General features: G+C 61.5%; 19 protein-coding genes and 1 tRNA gene. All 20 read right to left on the bottom strand.

Features of this window, described 5'->3' with window-relative positions:
* Positions 1-10: 10 nt before the first annotated feature.
* Positions 11-1,510, bottom strand: coding sequence for an NADH-quinone oxidoreductase subunit M (locus tag GM676_RS20410; RefSeq protein ID WP_155465723.1), 1,500 nt, complete (start codon positions 1,508-1,510; stop codon positions 11-13).
* 31 nt (positions 1,511-1,541) lie between these two features.
* Entirely contained in the window at positions 1,542-3,629 is a 2,088-nt protein-coding gene (nuoL, locus tag GM676_RS20405; protein WP_155465722.1) for an NADH-quinone oxidoreductase subunit L, read from the bottom strand.
* A gap of 36 nt (positions 3,630-3,665) precedes the next feature.
* Positions 3,666-3,974, bottom strand: coding sequence for an NADH-quinone oxidoreductase subunit NuoK (gene nuoK / locus GM676_RS20400; RefSeq protein ID WP_072780604.1), 309 nt, complete (start codon positions 3,972-3,974; stop codon positions 3,666-3,668).
* Positions 3,971-4,600 (bottom strand): NADH-quinone oxidoreductase subunit J, encoded by a 630-nt coding sequence (locus GM676_RS20395; RefSeq protein WP_155465721.1) that lies wholly within the window; start codon positions 4,598-4,600, stop codon positions 3,971-3,973. Before GM676_RS20395 ends, nuoK begins: the two co-directional genes overlap by 4 nt.
* Before the next feature lie 75 nt (positions 4,601-4,675).
* Positions 4,676-5,164, bottom strand: coding sequence for an NADH-quinone oxidoreductase subunit NuoI (gene nuoI, locus GM676_RS20390; protein WP_020702142.1), 489 nt, complete (start codon positions 5,162-5,164; stop codon positions 4,676-4,678).
* A 12-nt stretch (positions 5,165-5,176) separates the two neighbouring features.
* Positions 5,177-6,262: an NADH-quinone oxidoreductase subunit NuoH gene (gene nuoH, locus GM676_RS20385; RefSeq protein WP_155465720.1), complete on the bottom strand. Its 1,086-nt coding sequence runs from the start codon at positions 6,260-6,262 to the stop codon at positions 5,177-5,179.
* Complete coding sequence (gene nuoG, locus GM676_RS20380) at positions 6,262-8,580, bottom strand: NADH-quinone oxidoreductase subunit NuoG (RefSeq protein ID WP_155465719.1); 2,319 nt, start codon at positions 8,578-8,580, stop codon at positions 6,262-6,264. The genes nuoH and nuoG overlap by 1 nt, the downstream gene beginning before the upstream one ends.
* Positions 8,581-8,601: 21 nt before the next feature.
* A complete protein-coding gene (nuoF, locus tag GM676_RS20375; RefSeq protein ID WP_155465718.1) occupies positions 8,602-9,897 on the bottom strand; it encodes an NADH-quinone oxidoreductase subunit NuoF in 1,296 nt (431 codons plus the stop codon).
* Positions 9,894-10,373: an NADH-quinone oxidoreductase subunit NuoE gene (nuoE, locus tag GM676_RS20370; protein ID WP_155465717.1), complete on the bottom strand. Its 480-nt coding sequence runs from the start codon at positions 10,371-10,373 to the stop codon at positions 9,894-9,896. The genes nuoF and nuoE overlap by 4 nt, the downstream gene beginning before the upstream one ends.
* Before the next feature lie 17 nt (positions 10,374-10,390).
* Complete coding sequence (locus GM676_RS20365) at positions 10,391-11,644, bottom strand: NADH-quinone oxidoreductase subunit D (protein WP_155465716.1); 1,254 nt, start codon at positions 11,642-11,644, stop codon at positions 10,391-10,393.
* A 4-nt stretch (positions 11,645-11,648) separates the two neighbouring features.
* A complete protein-coding gene (locus tag GM676_RS20360; RefSeq protein WP_155465715.1) occupies positions 11,649-12,239 on the bottom strand; it encodes an NADH-quinone oxidoreductase subunit C in 591 nt (196 codons plus the stop codon).
* A 17-nt stretch (positions 12,240-12,256) separates the two neighbouring features.
* Positions 12,257-12,733: a NuoB/complex I 20 kDa subunit family protein gene (locus GM676_RS20355; protein ID WP_008450353.1), complete on the bottom strand. Its 477-nt coding sequence runs from the start codon at positions 12,731-12,733 to the stop codon at positions 12,257-12,259.
* 3 nt (positions 12,734-12,736) lie between these two features.
* On the bottom strand, positions 12,737-13,096 hold the full coding sequence (locus tag GM676_RS20350; RefSeq protein WP_072780614.1) for an NADH-quinone oxidoreductase subunit A: 360 nt from the start codon (positions 13,094-13,096) through the stop codon (positions 12,737-12,739).
* A gap of 160 nt (positions 13,097-13,256) precedes the next feature.
* A tRNA-Leu gene (locus GM676_RS20345) sits at positions 13,257-13,341 on the bottom strand.
* A 173-nt stretch (positions 13,342-13,514) separates the two neighbouring features.
* Positions 13,515-13,898, bottom strand: coding sequence for a preprotein translocase subunit SecG (secG, locus tag GM676_RS20340; protein ID WP_155465714.1), 384 nt, complete (start codon positions 13,896-13,898; stop codon positions 13,515-13,517).
* A gap of 62 nt (positions 13,899-13,960) precedes the next feature.
* Positions 13,961-14,707, bottom strand: coding sequence for a triose-phosphate isomerase (gene tpiA / locus GM676_RS20335; protein WP_155465713.1), 747 nt, complete (start codon positions 14,705-14,707; stop codon positions 13,961-13,963).
* A 126-nt stretch (positions 14,708-14,833) separates the two neighbouring features.
* Entirely contained in the window at positions 14,834-15,814 is a 981-nt protein-coding gene (locus GM676_RS20330) for an NAD(P)H-quinone oxidoreductase (RefSeq protein ID WP_155465712.1), read from the bottom strand.
* A gap of 45 nt (positions 15,815-15,859) precedes the next feature.
* On the bottom strand, positions 15,860-16,468 hold the full coding sequence (locus tag GM676_RS20325; RefSeq protein WP_155465711.1) for a tetratricopeptide repeat protein: 609 nt from the start codon (positions 16,466-16,468) through the stop codon (positions 15,860-15,862).
* Positions 16,469-16,473: 5 nt separating this feature from the next.
* Complete coding sequence (locus GM676_RS20320; protein WP_155465710.1) at positions 16,474-17,238, bottom strand: GIN domain-containing protein; 765 nt, start codon at positions 17,236-17,238, stop codon at positions 16,474-16,476.
* A gap of 106 nt (positions 17,239-17,344) precedes the next feature.
* On the bottom strand, positions 17,345-19,873 hold the full coding sequence (locus GM676_RS20315) for a family 20 glycosylhydrolase (protein ID WP_155465709.1): 2,529 nt from the start codon (positions 19,871-19,873) through the stop codon (positions 17,345-17,347).
* Positions 19,874-19,878: the final 5 nt, after the last annotated feature.

The following is a 19,878-nucleotide window of genomic DNA, read 5'->3' as shown; positions in this document are numbered from 1 at the left end:
TCCGTTCTACTTAAGGCAGCTTGCTATGGGCGACGTGCGCCAGCAGGTCAGCGACCGAGGTTTGCATCGTGTCGGTGAATGGCGCTGGGTACAGGCCCATGTACAGCGTGGCGACTGCCAGAATGCCCAGCATGAAGAATTCACGGCCGTTCAGGTCTACCAGCTCGGCCACGTGGTGGTTGGCCACTTTGCCGAAGATGACGCGCTTGGCCATCCACAGCGAGTACGCCGCGCCGAAGATCAGGGCGGTCGCCGCCAGCAGGCCAATCCAGAAGTTGTACTGGGTGGCGCCCAGGATCACCATGAACTCGCCGACGAAACCGGAGGTCGCCGGCAGGCCGCAGTTGGCCATCGAGAACAGGATGAAGAAGGCGGCGAACTTGGGCATCTTGTTGACCACACCACCGTAGTCGGCGATCTGGCGCGAGTGCGCCTGGTCGTACAGCACGCCGATGCACAGGAACATCGCGCCCGACACGAAGCCGTGCGAGATCATCTGCATGATGGCGCCCTGCACTGCCATGGCGTTGAACATGAAGAAGCCCAGGGTGACGAAGCCCATGTGCGCGATCGACGAGTAGGCGACCAGCTTTTTCATGTCTTTCTGCACCAGCGCCACCAGGCCGACGTAGATCACGGCGATCAGCGACAGGGTGATCACAAAGCCCGACAGGTAGTGCGAGGCGTCCGGGGTGATCGGCAGCGAGAAACGGATGAAGCCGTACGCGCCCAGTTTCAGCATGATCGCGGCCAGCACGGCGGAACCGCCGGTCGGCGCTTCCACGTGGACGTCCGGCAGCCAGGTGTGGACCGGGAACATCGGCACTTTCACGGCAAACGCCATGAAGAAGGCCAGGAAGATGAAGATCTGCTCTTTCATCGTCAGCGGCGTTTTGTGCCAGTGCAGGATGTCCCAGCTACCGGTCACGTTGTACAGGTAGACGATGGCGACCAGCGTCAGCAGCGAGCCGAAGAAGGTGTACAGGAAGAACTTGAACGACGCATACACGCGGTTCTCGCCGCCCCAGATACCGATGATGATGTACATCGGGATCAGGGTCGCTTCAAAGAAGAAGTAGAACAGCAGGCCGTCGGTGGCCGCGAACACGCCGATCATGATGCCGGACAGGATCAGGAAGGCGCCCATGTACTGGGCCACGCGGTTCTGGATCACTTGCCAGGCCGAGATCACCACGATGATGGTGATGAAGGCGGTCAGCGGAATGAACCACAGCGACAGGCCGTCGATGCCCAGCGCGTACCAGATGTTGAAGCGCTCGATCCAGGCCGCTTTCTCGACGAACTGCATGCCGTGGGCGGCATTGTCAAAATTGGTGATCAGCGGGATCGTCGCGCCGAAGCTGACGATGGAGCCGATCAGGGTCAGCACGCGGGTAAAGCCGGCGTTGCTGTCGCGCCCTACCGCCAGGACGATCAGACCGAAAATAATCGGGAGCCAGATCGCCAGGCTCAGGTACGGAGGTAGTGTAGATATGGTTGACTGCATCATGGTTATCGTTATCTCTTTGCGTATCAGCTAATTAAGCGTGCCAAAACGGCAGGAAGTAGACCAGGAACCCCAGAATGCCGAGGATCATGACGAACGCATAGTGGTAGATGTAACCAGTCTGCGCCAGGCGGGTCAGCGTCGAGAACCAGCCGACCAGTTTGGCGCTGCCGTTCACCAGCAGGCCGTCGATCAGGGTCTTGTCGCCCACGTTCCACAAACCGTTACCCAGCAGGCGCGCGCCGGCTGCGAATACCGCTTCGTTGAACTTGTCCATGTAGTACTTGTTGTCCAGCAGGGTGTGCAGGAACTTGAACTTGTCGTAGAACCAGGCCGGTACGCGTGGGTTGATCATGTAGCAGTAGTACGACGACGCCACGCCAGCGATCGCCAGCCACAGCGGCAGCGAGGTCAGCGAGTGGATCGCCATGGCCACAGGGCCGTGGAACTCGTGTGCCAGCTCTTCCATCGCGTGGTGGTTTTCACCAACAAAGATCACGCCTTTGAAGAAGTCGCCGAACAGCATGGGACCGATCGCCAGGGCGCCGATGATGACCGACGGGATCGCCAGGGCAACCAGCGGGAACCAGACCACGAATGGCGACTCGTGCGGTTTCTGGCCTGGGGCCAGGCCGTGGTGGCCGTGATCGTCTTCCTCTTCTTCGTGATGCGCGTCGGAGTCGTGAGCGTGGTGATCGTCATGCTTGGCGTGATGATCGTCGTGGCCGTGCGCGTGGGCCTGGCCGAAGCGCTCCTTACCGTGGAACACCAGGAAGTACATACGGAACGAGTAGAACGCGGTCACGAACACGCCAGCCAGTACGGCGAAGTGTGCGAAGCCGGCGCCAGCGATGTGGGTCTCTGCCACGGCTTCGATGATCGAGTCTTTCGAGTAGAAGCCCGAGAAGAACGGCGTACCGATCAGGGCCAGCGAGCCCAGCAGCGAGGTGATCCAGGTGATCGGCATGTACTTGCGCAGGCCGCCCATGTTGCGGATGTCCTGGTCGTGGTGCATGCCGATGATGACCGAACCAGCGCCCAGGAACAGCAGTGCCTTGAAGAACGCGTGGGTCATCAGGTGGAACACGGCCACCGAGTAAGCCGAGCAGCCCAGCGCCACGGTCATGTAGCCCAGCTGCGACAGGGTCGAGTAAGCAACCACACGCTTGATGTCGTTCTGGATGATGCCCAGGAAGCCCATGAACAGCGCGGTGATCGAACCGATCACGATGATGAAGGACAGCGCGGTGTCCGACAGCTCGAACAGCGGCGACATGCGCGACACCATGAAGATACCTGCGGTAACCATGGTTGCCGCGTGAATCAGTGCCGAAATCGGGGTTGGGCCTTCCATCGAGTCAGGCAGCCACACGTGCAGCGGGAACTGCGCCGATTTACCCATCGCGCCGATGAACAGGCAGATGCAGGCAACCGACAGCAGCATCCAGTCGGTGCCCGGCAGGGTCAGCAGCGCCAGCGCTTCGCGCTTGGCGAACACTTCCTGGTAGTTCATCGAACCGGCGTAAGCCAGCAGCAGGCCGATGCCCAGGATGAAGCCGAAGTCACCCACACGGTTGACCAGGAAGGCCTTCATGTTGGCGAAGATCGCGGTAGGACGGGTGTACCAGAAGCCGATCAGCAGATAGGACACCAGACCCACGGCTTCCCAGCCGAAGAACAGTTGCAGGAAGTTGTTCGACATCACCAGCATCAGCATGGAGAAGGTGAACAGCGAGATGTAGGAGAAGAAGCGGTTGTAGCCTTCGTCTTCCGCCATGTAGCCGATGGTGTAGATGTGCACCATCAGCGACACGAAGGTCACCACGCACATCATCATCGCCGACAGCGAATCGATCTGGAAGCCTACTTCCATCTTCATGCCGGCCACCGTCATCCAGTTGTAGATGGTGCCGTTGAAGGTGGCGCCGTTGATGACATCGTTCAGCGTCATCGCCGAAATGATGAATGCCACCAGCACGCCCAGGATGGTCGCCGCGGTCGAGGTCTTGCGACCGACCACGTTGCCAAAGAATTTAGTTCCCAACAAGCCCGCCACCGCAGCGCCCGCCAAGGGCGCCAGTGGTACGACTAGCAGGAGATTAGGGTTAAGTGTAACCGCCATGATGAACCTTGATCGTTATTTTTCGAGAGGTTTAAATTAGCCCTTCAGGCTGTCCAGGTCTTCCACGTTGATGGTGTCCAGATTACGGAACAGAACCACCAGGATCGCGAGGCCGATTGCCGATTCGGCGGCCGCCACGGTCAGGATAAAGAAGACAAAGATCTGCCCTGCCGCATCACCGAGGTAATGCGAGAACGCGATGAAGTTCATGTTCACTGCCAGCAGCATCAGTTCGATGGCCATCAGCAGGATGATGATGTTCTTGCGGTTCAGGAAAATACCAACGATCGAGATCGCGAACAGGATCGCGCCCAGGACGAGGTAGTGAGCCAGGGATAAAGTCATGGTGCCTCCTTAACTTCTGCTTCGGCCGCGCCACGATTGGTGACCGGATCGATCTTGACGATCTTCAGACGGTCATTGCGCTTGACGCGCACGGCGTCGGCTGGGTCGAAATGTTTGGTGTCCTTGCGCTTGCGCAGGGTCAGCGCCACGGCTGCAATGATCGCGACCAGCAGGATGGCGGCGGCGATTTCAAAGCCGTAGATGTATTTGGTGTAGATCAGCAGGCCCAGTTCCTTGGTGCCGCCGATGTTGCCGGCATTGACTGCCTGCTGGTCGAACGACAGGAAGGAGCGCCACAGCACGGCGGCCATTTCCAGCACGATGATCACGCCGACAAACGAAGCGACTGGCAGATAACCCCAGAAGTTTTCGCGCAGCTTGTCGGTGTCGATGTCCAGCATCATCACCACGAACAGGAACAGCACCATCACGGCGCCGACGTAGACCAGCACCAGCACGATGGCCAGGAACTCGGCTTCCAGCAGCATCCAGATGCCGGCCGCCGAGAAGAACGACAGCACCAGGAACAGTGCGGCGTGCACGGGATTGCGGGCCGTGATAACGCGCGTCGCAGCCAATACCATGATGGCTGAGAAGGCGTAGAACAAAGCAGTTTTAAATTCCATAACTAACCCAAGAGACGTACAGTTTGTTGATCAAATCGCTGTAGCGGGCCGCGCTTGCACTTGGCCCGCATGACGTCAGCGATATGGAGCGTCCGCTGCGCGGGCTGCGGCGATCTCATTCTCATAACGATCGCCTACGGCCAGCAGCATCTCTTTCGTGTAGTACAGATCGCCGCGTTTTTCGCCGTGGTATTCCAGCACATGCGTTTCAACGATCGAATCAACCGGGCACGACTCTTCGCAGAAACCGCAGAAGATGCACTTGGTCAGGTCGATGTCGTAACGGGTGGTGCGGCGCGAGCCGTCATCACGCTGTTCCGATTCGATGGTGATGGCCATCGCCGGGCACACCGCTTCGCACAGTTTGCAGGCGATGCAGCGCTCTTCGCCATTCGGATAGCGGCGCAGCGCGTGCAGGCCGCGGAAGCGAGGCGACATCGGGGTCTTCTCTTCCGGGTACTGCACGGTGATCTTGCGCGAGAACATATACTTGCCCGTCAGCGCCATCCCTTTGATCAGCTCGGTCAGCATGAAGCTGCCGATGAAATCTTTTAAACGTTCCATTTTCTTTAATCCTTACTTCCAGATATTCCAGGAGGTCTGCATCCAGCCTGCGACCAGGACCAGCCACACCAGCGTCAGCGGGATGAAGACTTTCCAGCCCAGACGCATGATCTGGTCGTAACGGTAGCGAGGGAAAGTACCACGCACCCAGATGAAGACGGACACCAGGAAGAACGCTTTCACGAACAACCAGAAGAAGCCGCCGAAACCGCCCCAGAATTCCAGGAAGGCAAATGGCGCCGACCAACCGCCCAGGAACATGATCGATGCCAGGGTGGCGATCAGAATCATGTTGGCGTATTCGGCCAGCATGAACATGGCGTAGGCCATGCCCGAGTATTCCACCATGTGGCCGGCAACGATCTCGGACTCGCCTTCCACCACGTCGAACGGGTGACGGTTGCACTCCGCCAGGCCCGAGGTCAGGTAGACCACGAACAGCGGCAGCAGCGGCAGCCAGTTCCACGACAGGAAGTTCAGGCCCTTGTCGGCAAAGGTGCCGTGCTGTTGGCCGGCCACGATGTCGCCGAAGTTCAGCGAACCGGACACCATCAACACCACCACCAGCACGAAGCCCATGGCGATCTCGTAGGAAATCATCTGTGCCGAGGCGCGCATCGCGCCCATGAACGAGTACTTCGAGTTCGACGCCCAGCCGGCGATGATGATGCCGTAGACTTCCATCGAGGTGATCGCCATCAGCAGCAGCAGGCCGGCGTTGACGTTGGCCAGCACGGCTTCCGGACCGAACGGCACCACCGCCCAGCAAGCCAGCGCCGGCATGATGGTCATGATCGGACCGATCACGAACAGGCCGGGATTCGCCTTGGCCGGGGTGATGATCTCTTTGAACAGCAGTTTCAGCGCGTCGGCGATCGGTTGCAGCAGGCCCATCGGACCCACACGGTTAGGACCGACACGGATCTGAATCCAGCCGATGAACTTACGTTCCCACAGGGTCAGGTAAGCAACCAGACCCATCAGTGGCAGCAGCACCACGACGATGCGGATCAGGGCCCAGACGGCCGGCCACACAGGGGCCAGCACGCTGTTCGCGCCCATGGTATTGATGGTAGTGACGAATTCAGGCAGAGCCATTATTTCACCTCTCCTGCTTTTTCAACGGTGATGGAACCGAACATGCCGCCCAGTGCGGCGGTCGACGCGTGAGCGGCGGCCACGCGCACGGCGTTGGCTGGCAGTTTGGCGTCAACAGCGGCGACCAGGATCGCGCTGCCGGAACCTTGCGTGACTTTGACCTTGTCGCCGGCGGCAACACCCAGTTGCTGCGCCAGGGCGGACGACAGGTGCGCTTTCGGCGCGGCCGCGTCGGCCATCTTTTGCAGCGACTCGGCGCGGCGCACCACGGCGTCGGCAAAGTAGATCGGTACATCGGCGATACGCTCCGGACCGGTGGAAGCCGCGGCAGCAGCTACCAGCGCAACTTTCGAAACGTTGTTCAGCTTGGCCGACACGTCGGTCACGCCGGCGCCCAGCACTTCGTCGCGGATCGCTTCCGAGGTGTCGTAGTCGAAGCCCGACAGGCCCAGGATGTTGCCCAGCACGCGCAGCACTTTCCATGCAGGACGGGTTTCCAGCAGCGGCTTGACGGTGCCGTTGAAGCTTTGCGCGCGGCCTTCGCAGTTGACGAAGGTGCCCGAGGTTTCGCTGAATGGCGACACCGGCAACAGCACGTCGGCGTAATCCATGCCGTGCTTGTAGGCGGACATCACCACCACCATCTCGGCTTTTTTCAGCGCGGCGACGGCGGCTTGCGGGTTGTACGCGTCCAGTTCCGGTTCGGCGTTGAGCAGCAGGTAAGCCTGCTTCGGCTCGGTGAAGGCTGGCGCCTTGCCGGCGTTGGCGTTGACGATGTACGAACCGACGGTGTTGGCCGCTTCGGTCAGGTAGCCCAGCTTGGCGCCGGTCTGCTCGGCGATCCACTGCGCGGCCGCGTGCAGCGCGGCAGCTTGTGGGTGCTGGGTGGCGGCGTTGCCCAGGAAGACGCCCTTGTTTTCGCCCGACAGCAGCGAAGCGGCGATCGCGGTAGCTGCGTCCGAAGCTTGCACGCCTTCGAAGCCGGCAGGAGCCGCCACTTCCTTGGCTTTAGCCACGGCCACCACCACTTGCGACAGCGCCGACAGCCAATCCGATGGAGCAACGATCAATTTGTTGGCGACGTTCATCAGCAGGTCGTCGTCGGTCGCGTGCAGGATCGACAGCTTGGCGCCGCCCTTCACTGCCGTACGCAGACGGGTGGCCAGCAGCGGATGATCCTTGCGCAGGAACGAGCCGATCACGAAGGCGCGGTTCAGCGCGCCGAACTCGTTGATCGACATGCCCAGCCATGGCGTCACGTCCAGCGAGAAATCGCTTTGACGCAGGCGGGTTTCCACGCTGTCCGAGCCCATGGCGCGGGTCAGCTTTTGCAGCAGGTGCAGCTCTTCCAGCGTCGAGTGCTGGGTGGCGACCGATGCCAGCGCGTTGGCGCCGTGTTCGTGCTTGATGTTTTTCAGGCCGTGCGCCACGTATTCCAGCGCGGTCTGCCAGTCGACTTCTTTCCACTCGCCGCCCTGCTTCAGCATCGGCTGGGTCAGGCGCTCGGCGCTGTCCAGGCCTTCGTACGAGAAGCGGTCCTTGTCGGAAATCCAGCACTCGTTGACCGCGTCGTTTTCCAGCGGCAGCACGCGCTTGACCTTGCCGCCCTTGACCTGAACGATCAGGTTGGCGCCCAGGCCGTCGTGCGGCGAGACCGATTTACGGCGCGACAGTTCCCAGGTACGGGCGCTGTAGCGGAATGGCTTCGACGTCAGTGCGCCGACCGGGCACAGGTCGATCATGTTGCCGGACATTTCCGAGTTCACGGTCTGGCCGACGAAGGCGGTGATTTCCGAATGTTCGCCACGGCCGATCATGCCCAGCTCCATCACGCCGGCCACTTCCTGGCCGAAACGAACGCAACGGGTGCACTGGATGCAACGGGCCATTTCCTGCATCGACACCAGCGGGCCGGCATCTTTCGGAGCCACCACGCGCTTGTCTTCTTCGTAGCGCGAATCGCCCTTGCCGTAGCCCACGGCCAAGTCTTGCAGCTGGCACTCGCCGCCCTGATCGCAGATCGGGCAGTCCAGCGGGTGGTTAATCAGCAGGAACTCCATCACGGACTTCTGCGCCTGTACGGCCTTGTCCGAAGCGGAGCGCACAATCATGCCCGCCGAGACCGGCGTGGCGCATGCTGGCAAAGGCTTGGGGGCCTTCTCCACTTCGACGAGGCACATACGGCAGTTTGCCGCGATCGACAATTTCTTGTGATAGCAGAAGTGCGGAATGTAGGTTCCCAGTTTGTTGGCGGCGTCCATCACCATGCTACCAGCAGGGACTTCGACTTTTTTGCCGTCTATTTCGATTTCAACCATGGTGATCGTTACCTGTGACGCTTAGATGTAAGCGGGCACGCAGCATTGCTTGTGCTCGATGTGGTGTTCAAATTCTTCGCGGAATTGCTTGATGAACGCACGCATAGGCATAGCCGCCGCGTCGCCCAGCGCGCAAATCGTGCGGCCCTGGATGTTGTCGCAAACCGAGTTCAACACGTCCAGGTCCGACGGGCGGCCCTGACCGTTTTCGATACGGTGGATCATGCGGTACATCCAGCCAGTACCTTCGCGGCATGGGGTGCACTGGCCGCACGACTCTTCAAAGTAGAAGTACGCCAGGCGTTCCATGGCCTTGACCATGCAGCGGGTCTCGTCCATGACGATGACCGCGCCCGAACCCAGCATCGAACCGGCTTTGGCGATCGAATCGTAGTCGAGGTCGGTTTGCATCATGATCTCGCCGCGCACCACTGGCGCGGAGGAACCGCCAGGGATGACCGCCTTGATCTTCTTACCGCCGCGCATGCCGCCTGCCAGTTCCAGCAGTTTGGCGAACGGGGTGCCCAGCGGGACTTCGTAATTGCCCGGACGCTCAACGTCGCCCGAGATCGAGAAGATCTTCGAGCCGCCGTTGTTGGGACGGCCGATCGCCAGGTACTTTTCCGGGCCCATGTTCAGGATGAACGGGACGGCGGCGAAAGTCTCGGTGTTGTTGATGGTGGTCGGCTTGCCGTACAGGCCGAACGACGCAGGGAACGGCGGCTTGAAGCGCGGCTGGCCTTTCTTGCCTTCCAGCGATTCCAGCAGCGCGGTTTCCTCGCCGCAGATGTAAGCGCCATAACCGTGGTGCGCGTGCAGCTGGAAGCTGAACTCGCTGCCCATGATCTTGTCGCCCAGGAAGCCGGCCTTGCGGGCTTCTTCCAGCGCTTCTTCAAAGCGGGTGTAGACCTCGAAGATCTCGCCGTGGATGTAGTTGTAGCCGACGGTGATGCCCATGGCGTAGGCGCCGATGGCCATGCCTTCGATCAGCGCGTGCGGGTTGTAGCGCAGGATGTCGCGATCCTTGAAAGTGCCCGGCTCGCCCTCATCTGAGTTACATACCAGGTACTTCTGGCCCGGGAACTGGCGCGGCATGAAGCTCCACTTCAGGCCGGTAGGGAAACCCGCGCCACCACGGCCGCGCAGCGACGACGCTTTCAGGTCGGCGATGATCTGTTCCGGGGTGATTTTTTCTTCGATGATACGGCGCAGGGCGCTGTAGCCGCCGCGCTTGACGTAGTCTTCCAAATGCCAATTCTCGCCGTCGAGGCCGGCGAGAATGACTGGATCGATGTGACGGTTGTGGAGTGACGTCATTTCTTCAATTCCTCCACCAGGGAGTCGATTTTATCGTTGGTCATGAAGCTGCACATGCGGTGGTTGTTCACCAGCAGCACCGGTGCGTCGCCGCAGGCGCCCATGCACTCGCCTTCCATCAGCGTGAACTCGCCGTCCGCCGTGGTGTCACGGTAGTCGATGCCCAGCTTCTGCTTCAGGTGGTGCGCCGCGCGCTCGCCGCCCGACAGGGCGCAAGGCAGGTTGGTGCACACGGTGATCTTGTGCTTGCCGACCGGCTTCAGGTTGTACATATTGTAGAAAGTCGCGACTTCCTGCACGGCGATGGCCGGCATGCGGATGTAGTCGGCCAGTTCCTGCATGGTTTCCGGCGACACCCAGCCCAGCTCCACTTGCGCGTGGGCCAGCGCGGCCATCACGGCCGACTGGCGCTGATCGTCTGGGTACTTGGCCAGTTCGCGATCGATTTTTTTGTAGCACTGCTCAGATAACAACATTCTTTTGCCTCTCGGACTTAGCGGTCAATACTGCCGAACACGATGTCTTGCGTGCCAATGATGGTCACAGCGTCGGCAATCATGTGGCCACGCGCCATTTCATCCAGCGACTGCAAGTGTGCGTAGTCTGGAGCGCGCAGTTTCACGCGGTATGGCTTGTTGGCGCCGTCGGACATCAGGTAGACGCCGAATTCGCCCTTCGGATGCTCCACCGCGCTGTACGCTTCGCCCGGCGGCACGTGGAAGCCCTCGGTGAACAGCTTGAAGTGGTGGATCAGCGATTCCATGTTGGTCTTCATGTCCACGCGCGATGGCGGCGCCACCTTGCGGTTGCTGGTCATGACGGGACCCGGGTTGTTGCGCAGCCATTCAACGCACTGCTTGATGATGCGGTTCGACTGGCGCAGTTCTTCCACGCGCACCAGGTAGCGGTCGTAGCAGTCGCCGTTGGTGCCGATCGGGATATCGAAGTCCATCAGGTCGTACACTTCGTACGGCTGGTGCTTGCGCAGGTCCCACTGGATGCCCGAGCCGCGCAGCATGGCGCCGGTGAAGCCCATGGCCAGCGCGTCTTCCGGCGCCACCACGCCGATGCCGACGGTACGCTGTTTCCAGATACGGTTGTCGGTCAGCAGGGTTTCGTATTCGTCGACGTAGGTCGGGAACCGGTTGGTGAAGGCTTCGATGAAGTCCAGCATCGAACCCTGGCGGTCTTCGTTGAGCTTGTCGATGGCCTTGGCCGAACGGATGATCGATGGCTTGTGCTGCGGCATCGCATCCGGCAGGTCGCGGTAGACGCCGCCCGGACGATAGTACGCCGCGTGCATGCGCGCGCCCGACACCGCTTCGTAGCAGTCGAACAGGTCTTCGCGGTCGCGGAAGCAGTACAGGAACGGGCCCATGGCGCCGACGTCCAGCGCGTGCGCGCCCAGCCACATCAGGTGGTTCAGGATGCGGGTCATTTCGTCGAACATCACGCGGATGTACTGTGCGCGCAGCGGGACATCGATGCCCAGCAGCTTCTCGATCGCCATCACGTAGGCGTGCTCGTTGCACATCATCGACACGTAGTCCAGACGGTCCATGTAGGGGACCGATTGCAGGTAGGTCTTCTGTTCCGCCAGCTTTTCGGTGCCGCGGTGCAGCAGGCCGATGTGCGGGTCGGCGCGCTGGATCACCTCGCCGTCCAGCTCCAGCACCAGACGCAGCACGCCGTGCGCGGCCGGGTGTTGCGGACCGAAGTTCAGGGTGTAGTTCTTAATTTCTGCCATGTTCTTACTTCCCGTAGTTTTCTTCGCGGATCACGCGCGGCACGTTTTCACGCGGCTCGATCGTGACCGGCTGGTAGATCACGCGCTTCTGCTCGGGGTCGTAGCGCATCTCGACGTAGCCCGACACCGGGAAGTCTTTGCGGAACGGGTGGCCGATGAAACCGTAGTCGGTCAGGATGCGGCGCAGGTCGTTGTGGTTTTCGAACAGGATGCCGTACATGTCGAACGCTTCGCGCTCGTACCAGTTCATCGCGCGCCACAGCGGCGTGATCGATGGCAGCAGCGGCATGTCGTCGTCGGCGCAGAACGCGCGCACGCGCACGCGCCAGTTGTGCTTGACCGACAGCAGGTGGATGACGGCGGCGAAACGCTGGCCGTCCCAGGCGCCGTCGCCATAGTTCATGTAGTCCACGCCGCACAGGTCGATCGCCTGATCGAAGCCCAGCGACTTGTCATCGCGCAGGGTCTGCATCACGCCGTAGTAGTCGGCGGCCTTCACCGTGAGGGTGATCTCGCCCAGCGCAACGACCGTAGTAACGCGATCGCCCAGGGCAGTGCCGAGGGCGGTTTGGAGTTTTTCCAGTTGAGTAGTCATTTCTTGTAGCGCCCCCGTTAGCGTGCGATGGTGTTGGTGCGCTTGATCTTGTTCTGCAATTGCATGATGCCGTACAGCAGGGCTTCAGCAGTTGGAGGACAGCCTGGCACGTACACGTCGACCGGCACGATGCGGTCGCAGCCGCGAACCACGGAGTAGGAGTAGTGATAGTAGCCGCCGCCGTTGGCGCAGGAACCCATCGAGATAACCCAGCGCGGCTCCGGCATCTGGTCGTAGACCTTGCGCAGGGCGGGCGCCATCTTGTTGCACAGCGTGCCGGCCACGATCATCACGTCGGACTGACGTGGCGATGGACGGAACACGACGCCGAAGCGGTCCATGTCGTAACGGGCTGCGCCCACGTGCATCATTTCAACCGCGCAGCAGGCCAGACCGAACGTCATCGGGAACATCGAACCCGTGCGCGCCCAGTTGATCAGCTTGTCGGCCGAGGTGGTGATGAAACCTTCGTTTAATACGCCTTCAATAGCCATGGCTTATTCCCAATCAAGGGCACCTTTCTTCCAGATATACCAAAAACCGACCACGAATTCGGCGATGAACACCATCATCGTCACGAAACCCTGCCAGCCCAGTTCGCGCATGGATACGCCCCACGGGAAGAAGAATGCCGTTTCCAGATCGAACAAAATAAAGAGAATTGCGACGAGGTAGTAACGCACGTCGAATTTCATGCGCGCGTCTTCGAAGGCTTCGAAGCCGCATTCATACGGGGACAGTTTTGCCGCGTCAGGCTTTTTCGGGCCCAGGATGTGGCCCAGCACTTGGGGAGCGATGCCTACGCCGAGACCGACGAGGATAAACAGGAGAACGGGGAGATAATTTTCGAGGTTCACGATTGATGAGCTTATGTTGAACGGTCAGTTGAAAGGACACATCGCGGTGTTTTGCGGTGCGCTTAACGTTCGCCCCAATCGTATGACTGCTAAGACCAGGATCGAACGACACATCCTCGTAAAAAAGCCAGCTTGGTACCACCCTTGCTGGCCTATGTTCTGGTGCCGACGACGAGACTCGAACTCGTACAGCTTGCGCCACTACCCCCTCAAGATAGCGTGTCTACCAATTTCACCACGTCGGCATAAGGCCGTTATTTTACTTCGTTTTCACGCGGTTGTTAATCCCGTATTGCGTCAAAACAAGAAGAAACACGATAAATCTTTAACTATTTTTGCCATCGCTAAGATACTGCTAAAACAATGTGCAAACAACTTAATTATTTATCAACAACGACCAATTTACTGCAAGATTATATTACTTTGGGATCGAGTTTGCAGGAGCCGGGGTCGAAGCGGCTGGCGCTGCTGGTGCGGCCGGGGCTGCGGCGGGCGCCGCGGCTGGAGCGGCCGGCGCGGCAGGAATCGCCTTGTCCATCACGCCGCCGCTGACACTATTGGTCTGGTGGGTGGTGATGTACGACAGGGCCAGGGTGGCGCTGAAGAAGATCGCCGCCGCCACGCCGGTCGACTTGGACATGAAGTTCGACGAGCCGGTGGCGCCGAACAGGCTGCCCGAGGCGCCGGAACCGAAGGCCGCGCCCATGTCGGCGCCCTTACCGTGTTGCAGCAATACCAGACCAATAATGGCGATTGCGGAAATCACCTGCACTACGATAACCAGATTGAACAAGCTGCCCATGTTATTCCATTCCAAAATAAAAGTTTTGTATCGTTTTGTTTCTACTGCTTAAAATCAGTGCATTAAACGGCCTGAATAATCCCGAGGAAATCAGTCGCCTTTAATGCAGCCCCGCCAATCAGGCCGCCATCGATATCCGGCTGGACCATCAATTCTTTTGCATTCTCCGGCTTCATACTGCCGCCGTAGAGAATTTGCACACTCTGCGCCGCCGCCGCATCCTTCTTCGCCACGCAGTCGCGCAGGAAGCGGTGCGCGTCTTGCGCGATTTGCGGCGTCGCCGTCTTGCCGGTGCCGATCGCCCACACCGGCTCGTAAGCCAGCACCAGCTTGCCCACCTGCTCCGGCTGGATCGCATCCAGCACCGCTTGCAGCTGGGCGCAGATCACCTCCTCGGTCTGCTCCGCCTCGCGCTGCGCCAGCGTTTCGCCGAAGCACACCACCGGGGTCAGGCCGGCCGCCAGCGCCGCCACCGCCTTTTGCGCCACCAGCTCGCTGCTCTCGCCATGATAAGCGCGGCGCTCGGAGTGGCCGCACAGCACGTAGGTCGAACCGAAGTCCAGCAGCATGGCCGCCGACACTTCACCAGTATAAGCGCCGCAGGCGTGCACCGACACGTCCTGACCGCCCCACGCCACCGGCGTGCCGGCCAGTTCAGCCTGGCACTGCGCCAGGTAAGGTGCAGGCACACACACGGCGCAGTCGGCGCCGAAGTCGTTCAGGCCGGCAACGATGCCGGACAACAGAGCCGTGTTACCGGCGCGGTTGCCGTTCATTTTCCAGTTACCGATGACGAGTTTGCGACGCATAGCTAGCCTAAAAATTAATCAACCCGCCATTTTACCGCGCCAAAAAAGCGCCGGTCAAACAGGCAAAGGAAATCCCCGGCTAGCTAAAACCGTAAATTTACTACGCATTTTACAATGAAATCGCTATCAAATCACCTGTAACATGATTTTTCCGACATGGCTGCCGGACTCCATCAGCGCATGCGCGGCGGCGGCCTGATCCAGCGGGAAAACGGTGTGGATCACCGGCTTGACTTTGCGTTCGGCCATCATCGGCCAGACTTTTTCCTTCAGCTGGCGCGCGATCGCGCCCTTGAATTCGGCCGAACGCGGACGCAGCGTGGAGCCGGTGACGGTCAGGCGGCGGCGCAGCACCTGCCCCATGTCCAGCGTCGATTTGCCGCCGCCCAGGGTGGCGATGATGGCGATGCGGCCATCGTCCGCCAAGCAGGAAAGCTCGCGTGGCAGGTAGTCTCCGGCCACCATGTCCAGAATCACGTCGACGCCGCGGTCGTTGGTAAGCGACTTGACCACGGTGGCAAAATCCTCGGTTTTATAGTTGATGCCACGCTCCGCGCCGAGCGCCACGCAGGCCGCCACTTTGTCGTCCGAGCCGGCGGTGGCGAACACGCGGTGGCCCATGGCCGAGGCCAGCTGTATCGCCGTCACGCCGATCCCGGAGCTGCCGCCTTGCACTAATAATGTCTCGCCGCCAAGCAATTTGGCGCGGTCAAAAACGTTGCTCCAGACTGTGAAGTAATTTTCCGGAATTGTTGCCGCTTCCAGCATGGACCAGCCTTTGGGGACCGGTAAAACCTGCTGCACGGGCGCAACAACATACTCGGCGTAGCCACCTCCCTGCACCAAGGCGCAGACCTGGTCGCCAACATCGAGGGTGGTGTAATCGAGGTCGCCGTCGACGATTTCGCCGGCCACTTCCAGGCCGGGGATGTCGGACGCGCCCGGCGGCGGGGCGTAATTGCCCATGCGCTGGAACACGTCCGGGCGGTTGACGCCGGCGGCGTGCACTTTAATCAACACTTCGCCGGCTTTGACCGCTGGCATCGGGCGTTCGCACGGTTTCAGGACATCGGCCGGGCCGGGGTGGGTGATTTCAATCGCGCGCATGATTCGCCCTCTATAAATAAAGGGCGATTGTACGACTTCCAGCCGTCAGCCGCCGCCCGTGCGGGATTTTTGCGGCAGCGGCGTGTTCGGCCGCCACGAGGAGGACAAGGCCTGCCCCTCCTCGATCTGTTCCTGGGTCATGGTCTTGATCACGGCCGAACGCTGCTCGGCCGCGTTGACCGAGCCGTTGGCCGCCGCCAGATTCCACAGCATGTAGGCGATCACATTATCCTGCGGCATGCCGCCGATGTGATACCGGTACATCAGCCCCAGCACCTGCTGCGCGTCCGGATGGCCCTGTTCGGCCGCCTTGCGGAACCACGACACCGCCTGCTTGTGATCCTGGATCACCGCGTTGCCGGTGTAATACATGGCGCCCACCACGTACTGCGCGTCGGCCTTGCCCTTTTGCGCGGCCTTGCGGTGCCACTCCAGCGCCTGCTTGTAATCCTGCGGCACGCCGCGGCCCATGTAGTACATCAGGCCCAGCAGATGCTCGGCATCGGCATTCCCGGCTTGCGCCAGCGGCCGTATTTCCTTCAAGGCCACCGCGTAGTTCTTGCTGTTGTACGCCGTCGCCCCTTCGGCAAACCCCGCCGTCGCGGCTTGCTGCAAGCCGAACCCGAGGGCTATCGCTAGTATGATTTTTTTCATCGTTATTATTTCCAGCTGACTTTGCCCAGACCGTCGACACTCACATTACGGTTCAAAGGCTTGCCATACACAATGACCGAGCCGAGTCCGCTCAGGTTCAGGGTGGCGTTGGCCTTGGCCGTGACGGTCGCATTGCCCAGCCCGCTCAACTCCACATTCACCGACTCGGCCTGGAACTGCTGCGCATTCAATCCCCCCACGCCGCCCAGATTGGCCTTGAGCAGCTTGCTGCGTCCGCCCAGGGTGATGTAACCGGCGCCGCGCAAGTCCAGATCGGCATGTTCGTTCTCGCTCACCCACAGATTCATGCTGCCCACGCCGCCGAGGTTGGCCTTGACCACCTTGTAGTCGCACACGACTTTCATGCTGCCGGCGCCATCCATGGTCAGCTCCAGTTCCTCGCCGCTGAAGCCATTGATCTCGGTCGAGCCCACGCCTTCCGACACCACCTCGCGCAGGGCCGGCAACACCAGCTCGGCGCGGGCGGCGCCGCGTCCGATCTTGACCCCGCGCCCTTCGGTTTCGAGATGCAAGGTGTCGCCGCTTTGCGACGCGGTCAGTTTCTCCAGGTAGCGCTTTTCGCCGATCAGCCGCAGCGAGGGCACGTCGCCCTGGCGCAGCTTGAGGTCGATCACGCCGTCCAGCTTGACCCGCACCACCCGGGCGTCGATGGGAATCGAGCGGGTTTCGGTGTCATCGGCGGCGTCCGCGCGGCCGAACAGGGCACAGAACGCGGCAAACAGCAGGCCAAACTGGAGAAACTTGGTCATGTGGGAATCCTCGGCTAGTAGTCCAGCCATGATACTCCCGCCCCGCCGCCGCCCTCCCCGGATTGCGACGAACTGCAAAAATCGGGGAGTGGACGGCAAAAACGGCTTAGCGGTTGACGATGCGCGCCACCAGCCCGGCGCGGCCGGTGCGGTCGAAGGCGGCGGCCTGGATCACGCCCTTGGCGGCGATCGGCCCGGTGACCGGCTTGCTGCGCACCGTGGGGGTGGTGCCGTCGGTGGTGTAGCGCAGGGTCAGGCCCGGCAGGACGTGGTTGACCAGCACCTTGCCGCCCTCCACCACCATGCCCGGTGGCGCGATGCGGTAGCGCACGTCGCCGCGCTCAAGGTCGAGGCGCGGCAGCACGCGCTGGCCCAGCGTGTTGACGAAGGCGGACCACGCGGCCCGGTGCGATGCGGCCGACAGGGCCGGGTCGGGCGCCCATGCCCGCTCCGCCACCGCCAGCAGGCGCGGCATCATCAGGTAATCGAGCCGGCTGGCGTCGCGGATGGTTTCCGAGAACAGCGTGGCCTCGATGCCGCGAATGCGGCGGCGGCCGGCGTCGGTCAGCGCCGCGCCCATCGGCTGGAAGTCGAACACCGTCTCCAGCTCGACGTAGGCGCCCCAGTTGACGCCCGGCTCCTCGGGGTTGGGATTGGCCGCCATGTCGAGATACATATTGGTGACCGGCGCCAGCACGATGTCATAGCCGGCGTTGGCCAGGCGGTAGGCAAAGTCCTCGTTGCCCGGCGTGTTGTTCCACACGTAGAGGCTGAATCCACGCTGCGTGAAACGAGGATTCGGCAGCTGCTGCGCGCGTTCCTTGTCCGAGCGGCGCGCGCCCATCTCTTCCCAGCCGGAGGCAAACATGCCGTGCTTGCGCAGAATGCCGTCGACGCGGTTGTAGAAGTAGTCCCACAGGTCGGCGGTGGAGGCCAGTTTTTCCTTCTGCATCAGCGCGCGGCTGAGCGGCGATTTCTCCCATGCGCCATGCGGCAGCTCATCGCCGCCGACATGCATGGTCTTGAGCGAAACGCCGGCTTCCCGATGCATGGCCGCCACCTGCGCCACCACCTGCTCGATGAAGGCGTAGCTCGATTCGAGGCCGGGATTCATCACATGGTCGGTATATTCCTGCGGCGAGCGATACACCGAGCGGTCGTCGAAATCGTTGAGCAGATACTTGTCCGCCCCCTGCTCGCCCGCTGCCTTCATGCGGTGGTAGCGCGCCTCCATGGCTTTGACGGCGGCGCGCGCGTGGCCCGGCATTTCGATTTCCGGAATCACTTCGATGTGGCGCGCGGCGGCGTAACGCAGGATGTCGATGTAGTCGGCGCGGGTGTAATAGCCGCTGCCATGCGGATCATCGACGCGCGGGCCGGAGCCGTAGGTAGGCGGCAGGCGCTGGTCTTCCTTGGTGTAGTGGCCGCGCACCGCGCCGATGCTGGTCAGCTCCGGCAGACCGGCGATTTCAAGGCGCCAGCCTTCGTCGTCGGTGATGTGGAAGTGCAGCTTATTCAGCTTGTAGGCGGACATCAGGTCCAGCGTCTTGAACACCACGTCCTTGGGCTGGAAGTTGCGCGCCACGTCCAGCTGAAAGCCGCGATAGGCGAAGCGTGGCGCATCGGTGACGTCCAGCTCCGGCAGCTCGATCTGCGCGGCGTCCGATGGCAGCGGCAGCAGGTCGTGCAGCGATTGCAGGCCGCGCGCCACGCCGGCCGCCGTGTTGCCTGTGATGTTGATGCCATCGTCACCGCTGATGCTCAGCTCATAGGCTTCCGGCGACGACTGCGCATCCACCGCGCCGATACGCAGGCGCAGCGGCACCGCGGCGTGGCTGGTGTCGCCCTGCGGCATATAGCGGGCGAACAATGCGCGGGCGAAGGCGGTTTCGTATTGCAGGCCCGGGCCGGAGATCACTTGCGGCGGGCGCGCCAGTTGCACCTTGCCGCTGCCGGTCCTCAATTGCAGCGGCGTTGGGAATACCGGCGGCAGCGCGCTGGCTGGCAGCACATCGGCACGGGCGTTGCGGCGGTAGGTGTCCTGCGTGGTCACCAGCGTATCGCGGCCGGCCGGACGCTTGAGCTGCTCCTCACGGGCCGGCAGCTCCTGTTTGAAGTCAGTGATGGCATAAGCCACTTCCGGGGCGGCATCGAACACCAGATACGGCCCGGCCGGCGCGCTCGCCATCTTGATGAGCAGATTCGGATAGTAGTAATCGATATTCAGCGTCTGGCCGGCAGGCAGGCCTTTGAAGCCGGCCGCCGGACGCACACGGAACAAACTGCCGCCCACCACCTTCTCCAGCACCAGATTGCCCGCCAGCGGGCCCGCGGTCACGCCATCCATGCAGTTAAAGTACAGCGCCCAGCCCTGCGCCGGCAGCGACTGGCCGTTCAGCGGCGTCACGCTCAGGCGCGCCCTGGTGCGGCCGCCCTGCGCGCCAAGCTCATTGCGCACGATCTCCCAGCGCAACTTGACCGGTGCGACGGCCGGCGCAGTGCGCATCCCCGTTTTCCCTTCCGTCCTCGCCGCCTGTGCCGTGCCGGCGGGCTGCGCGGCTTCGGCTATCGCATGGCCCGGCGCACCAAACGCCAACGCCAGTGCCGCTACAGATATTCTGCTCGCTGTCTTCATCTTCC

It is taken from the genome of Duganella radicis (assembly GCF_009720825.1).
GTDB lineage: Bacteria > Pseudomonadota > Gammaproteobacteria > Burkholderiales > Burkholderiaceae_D > Rugamonas > Rugamonas radicis.
The sequence above is the reverse complement of the archived record's forward strand: the minus strand, read 5'-3'. Positions and strand labels throughout refer to the sequence as shown.

Bases quoted from the DNA above. Each gene is read 5' to 3' on its own strand.
- GM676_RS20410 (WP_155465723.1), bottom strand. From the start codon at position 1,510: ATGATGCAGTCAACCATATCTACACTACCTCCGTACCTGAGCCTGGCG.
- nuoL (WP_155465722.1), bottom strand. From the start codon at position 3,629: ATGGCGGTTACACTTAACCCTAATCTCCTGCTAGTCGTACCACTGGCG.
- nuoK (WP_072780604.1), bottom strand. From the start codon at position 3,974: ATGACTTTATCCCTGGCTCACTACCTCGTCCTGGGCGCGATCCTGTTC.
- GM676_RS20395 (WP_155465721.1), bottom strand. From the start codon at position 4,600: ATGGAATTTAAAACTGCTTTGTTCTACGCCTTCTCAGCCATCATGGTA.
- nuoI (WP_020702142.1), bottom strand. From the start codon at position 5,164: ATGGAACGTTTAAAAGATTTCATCGGCAGCTTCATGCTGACCGAGCTG.
- nuoH (WP_155465720.1), bottom strand. From the start codon at position 6,262: ATGGCTCTGCCTGAATTCGTCACTACCATCAATACCATGGGCGCGAAC.
- nuoG (WP_155465719.1), bottom strand. From the start codon at position 8,580: ATGGTTGAAATCGAAATAGACGGCAAAAAAGTCGAAGTCCCTGCTGGT.
- nuoF (WP_155465718.1), bottom strand. From the start codon at position 9,897: ATGACGTCACTCCACAACCGTCACATCGATCCAGTCATTCTCGCCGGC.
- nuoE (WP_155465717.1), bottom strand. From the start codon at position 10,373: ATGTTGTTATCTGAGCAGTGCTACAAAAAAATCGATCGCGAACTGGCC.
- GM676_RS20365 (WP_155465716.1), bottom strand. From the start codon at position 11,644: ATGGCAGAAATTAAGAACTACACCCTGAACTTCGGTCCGCAACACCCG.
- GM676_RS20360 (WP_155465715.1), bottom strand. From the start codon at position 12,239: ATGACTACTCAACTGGAAAAACTCCAAACCGCCCTCGGCACTGCCCTG.
- GM676_RS20355 (WP_008450353.1), bottom strand. From the start codon at position 12,733: ATGGCTATTGAAGGCGTATTAAACGAAGGTTTCATCACCACCTCGGCC.
- secG (WP_155465714.1), bottom strand. From the start codon at position 13,898: ATGGGCAGCTTGTTCAATCTGGTTATCGTAGTGCAGGTGATTTCCGCA.
- tpiA (WP_155465713.1), bottom strand. From the start codon at position 14,707: ATGCGTCGCAAACTCGTCATCGGTAACTGGAAAATGAACGGCAACCGC.
- GM676_RS20330 (WP_155465712.1), bottom strand. From the start codon at position 15,814: ATGCGCGCGATTGAAATCACCCACCCCGGCCCGGCCGATGTCCTGAAA.
- GM676_RS20325 (WP_155465711.1), bottom strand. From the start codon at position 16,468: ATGAAAAAAATCATACTAGCGATAGCCCTCGGGTTCGGCTTGCAGCAA.
- GM676_RS20320 (WP_155465710.1), bottom strand. From the start codon at position 17,238: ATGACCAAGTTTCTCCAGTTTGGCCTGCTGTTTGCCGCGTTCTGTGCC.
- GM676_RS20315 (WP_155465709.1), bottom strand. From the start codon at position 19,873: ATGAAGACAGCGAGCAGAATATCTGTAGCGGCACTGGCGTTGGCGTTT.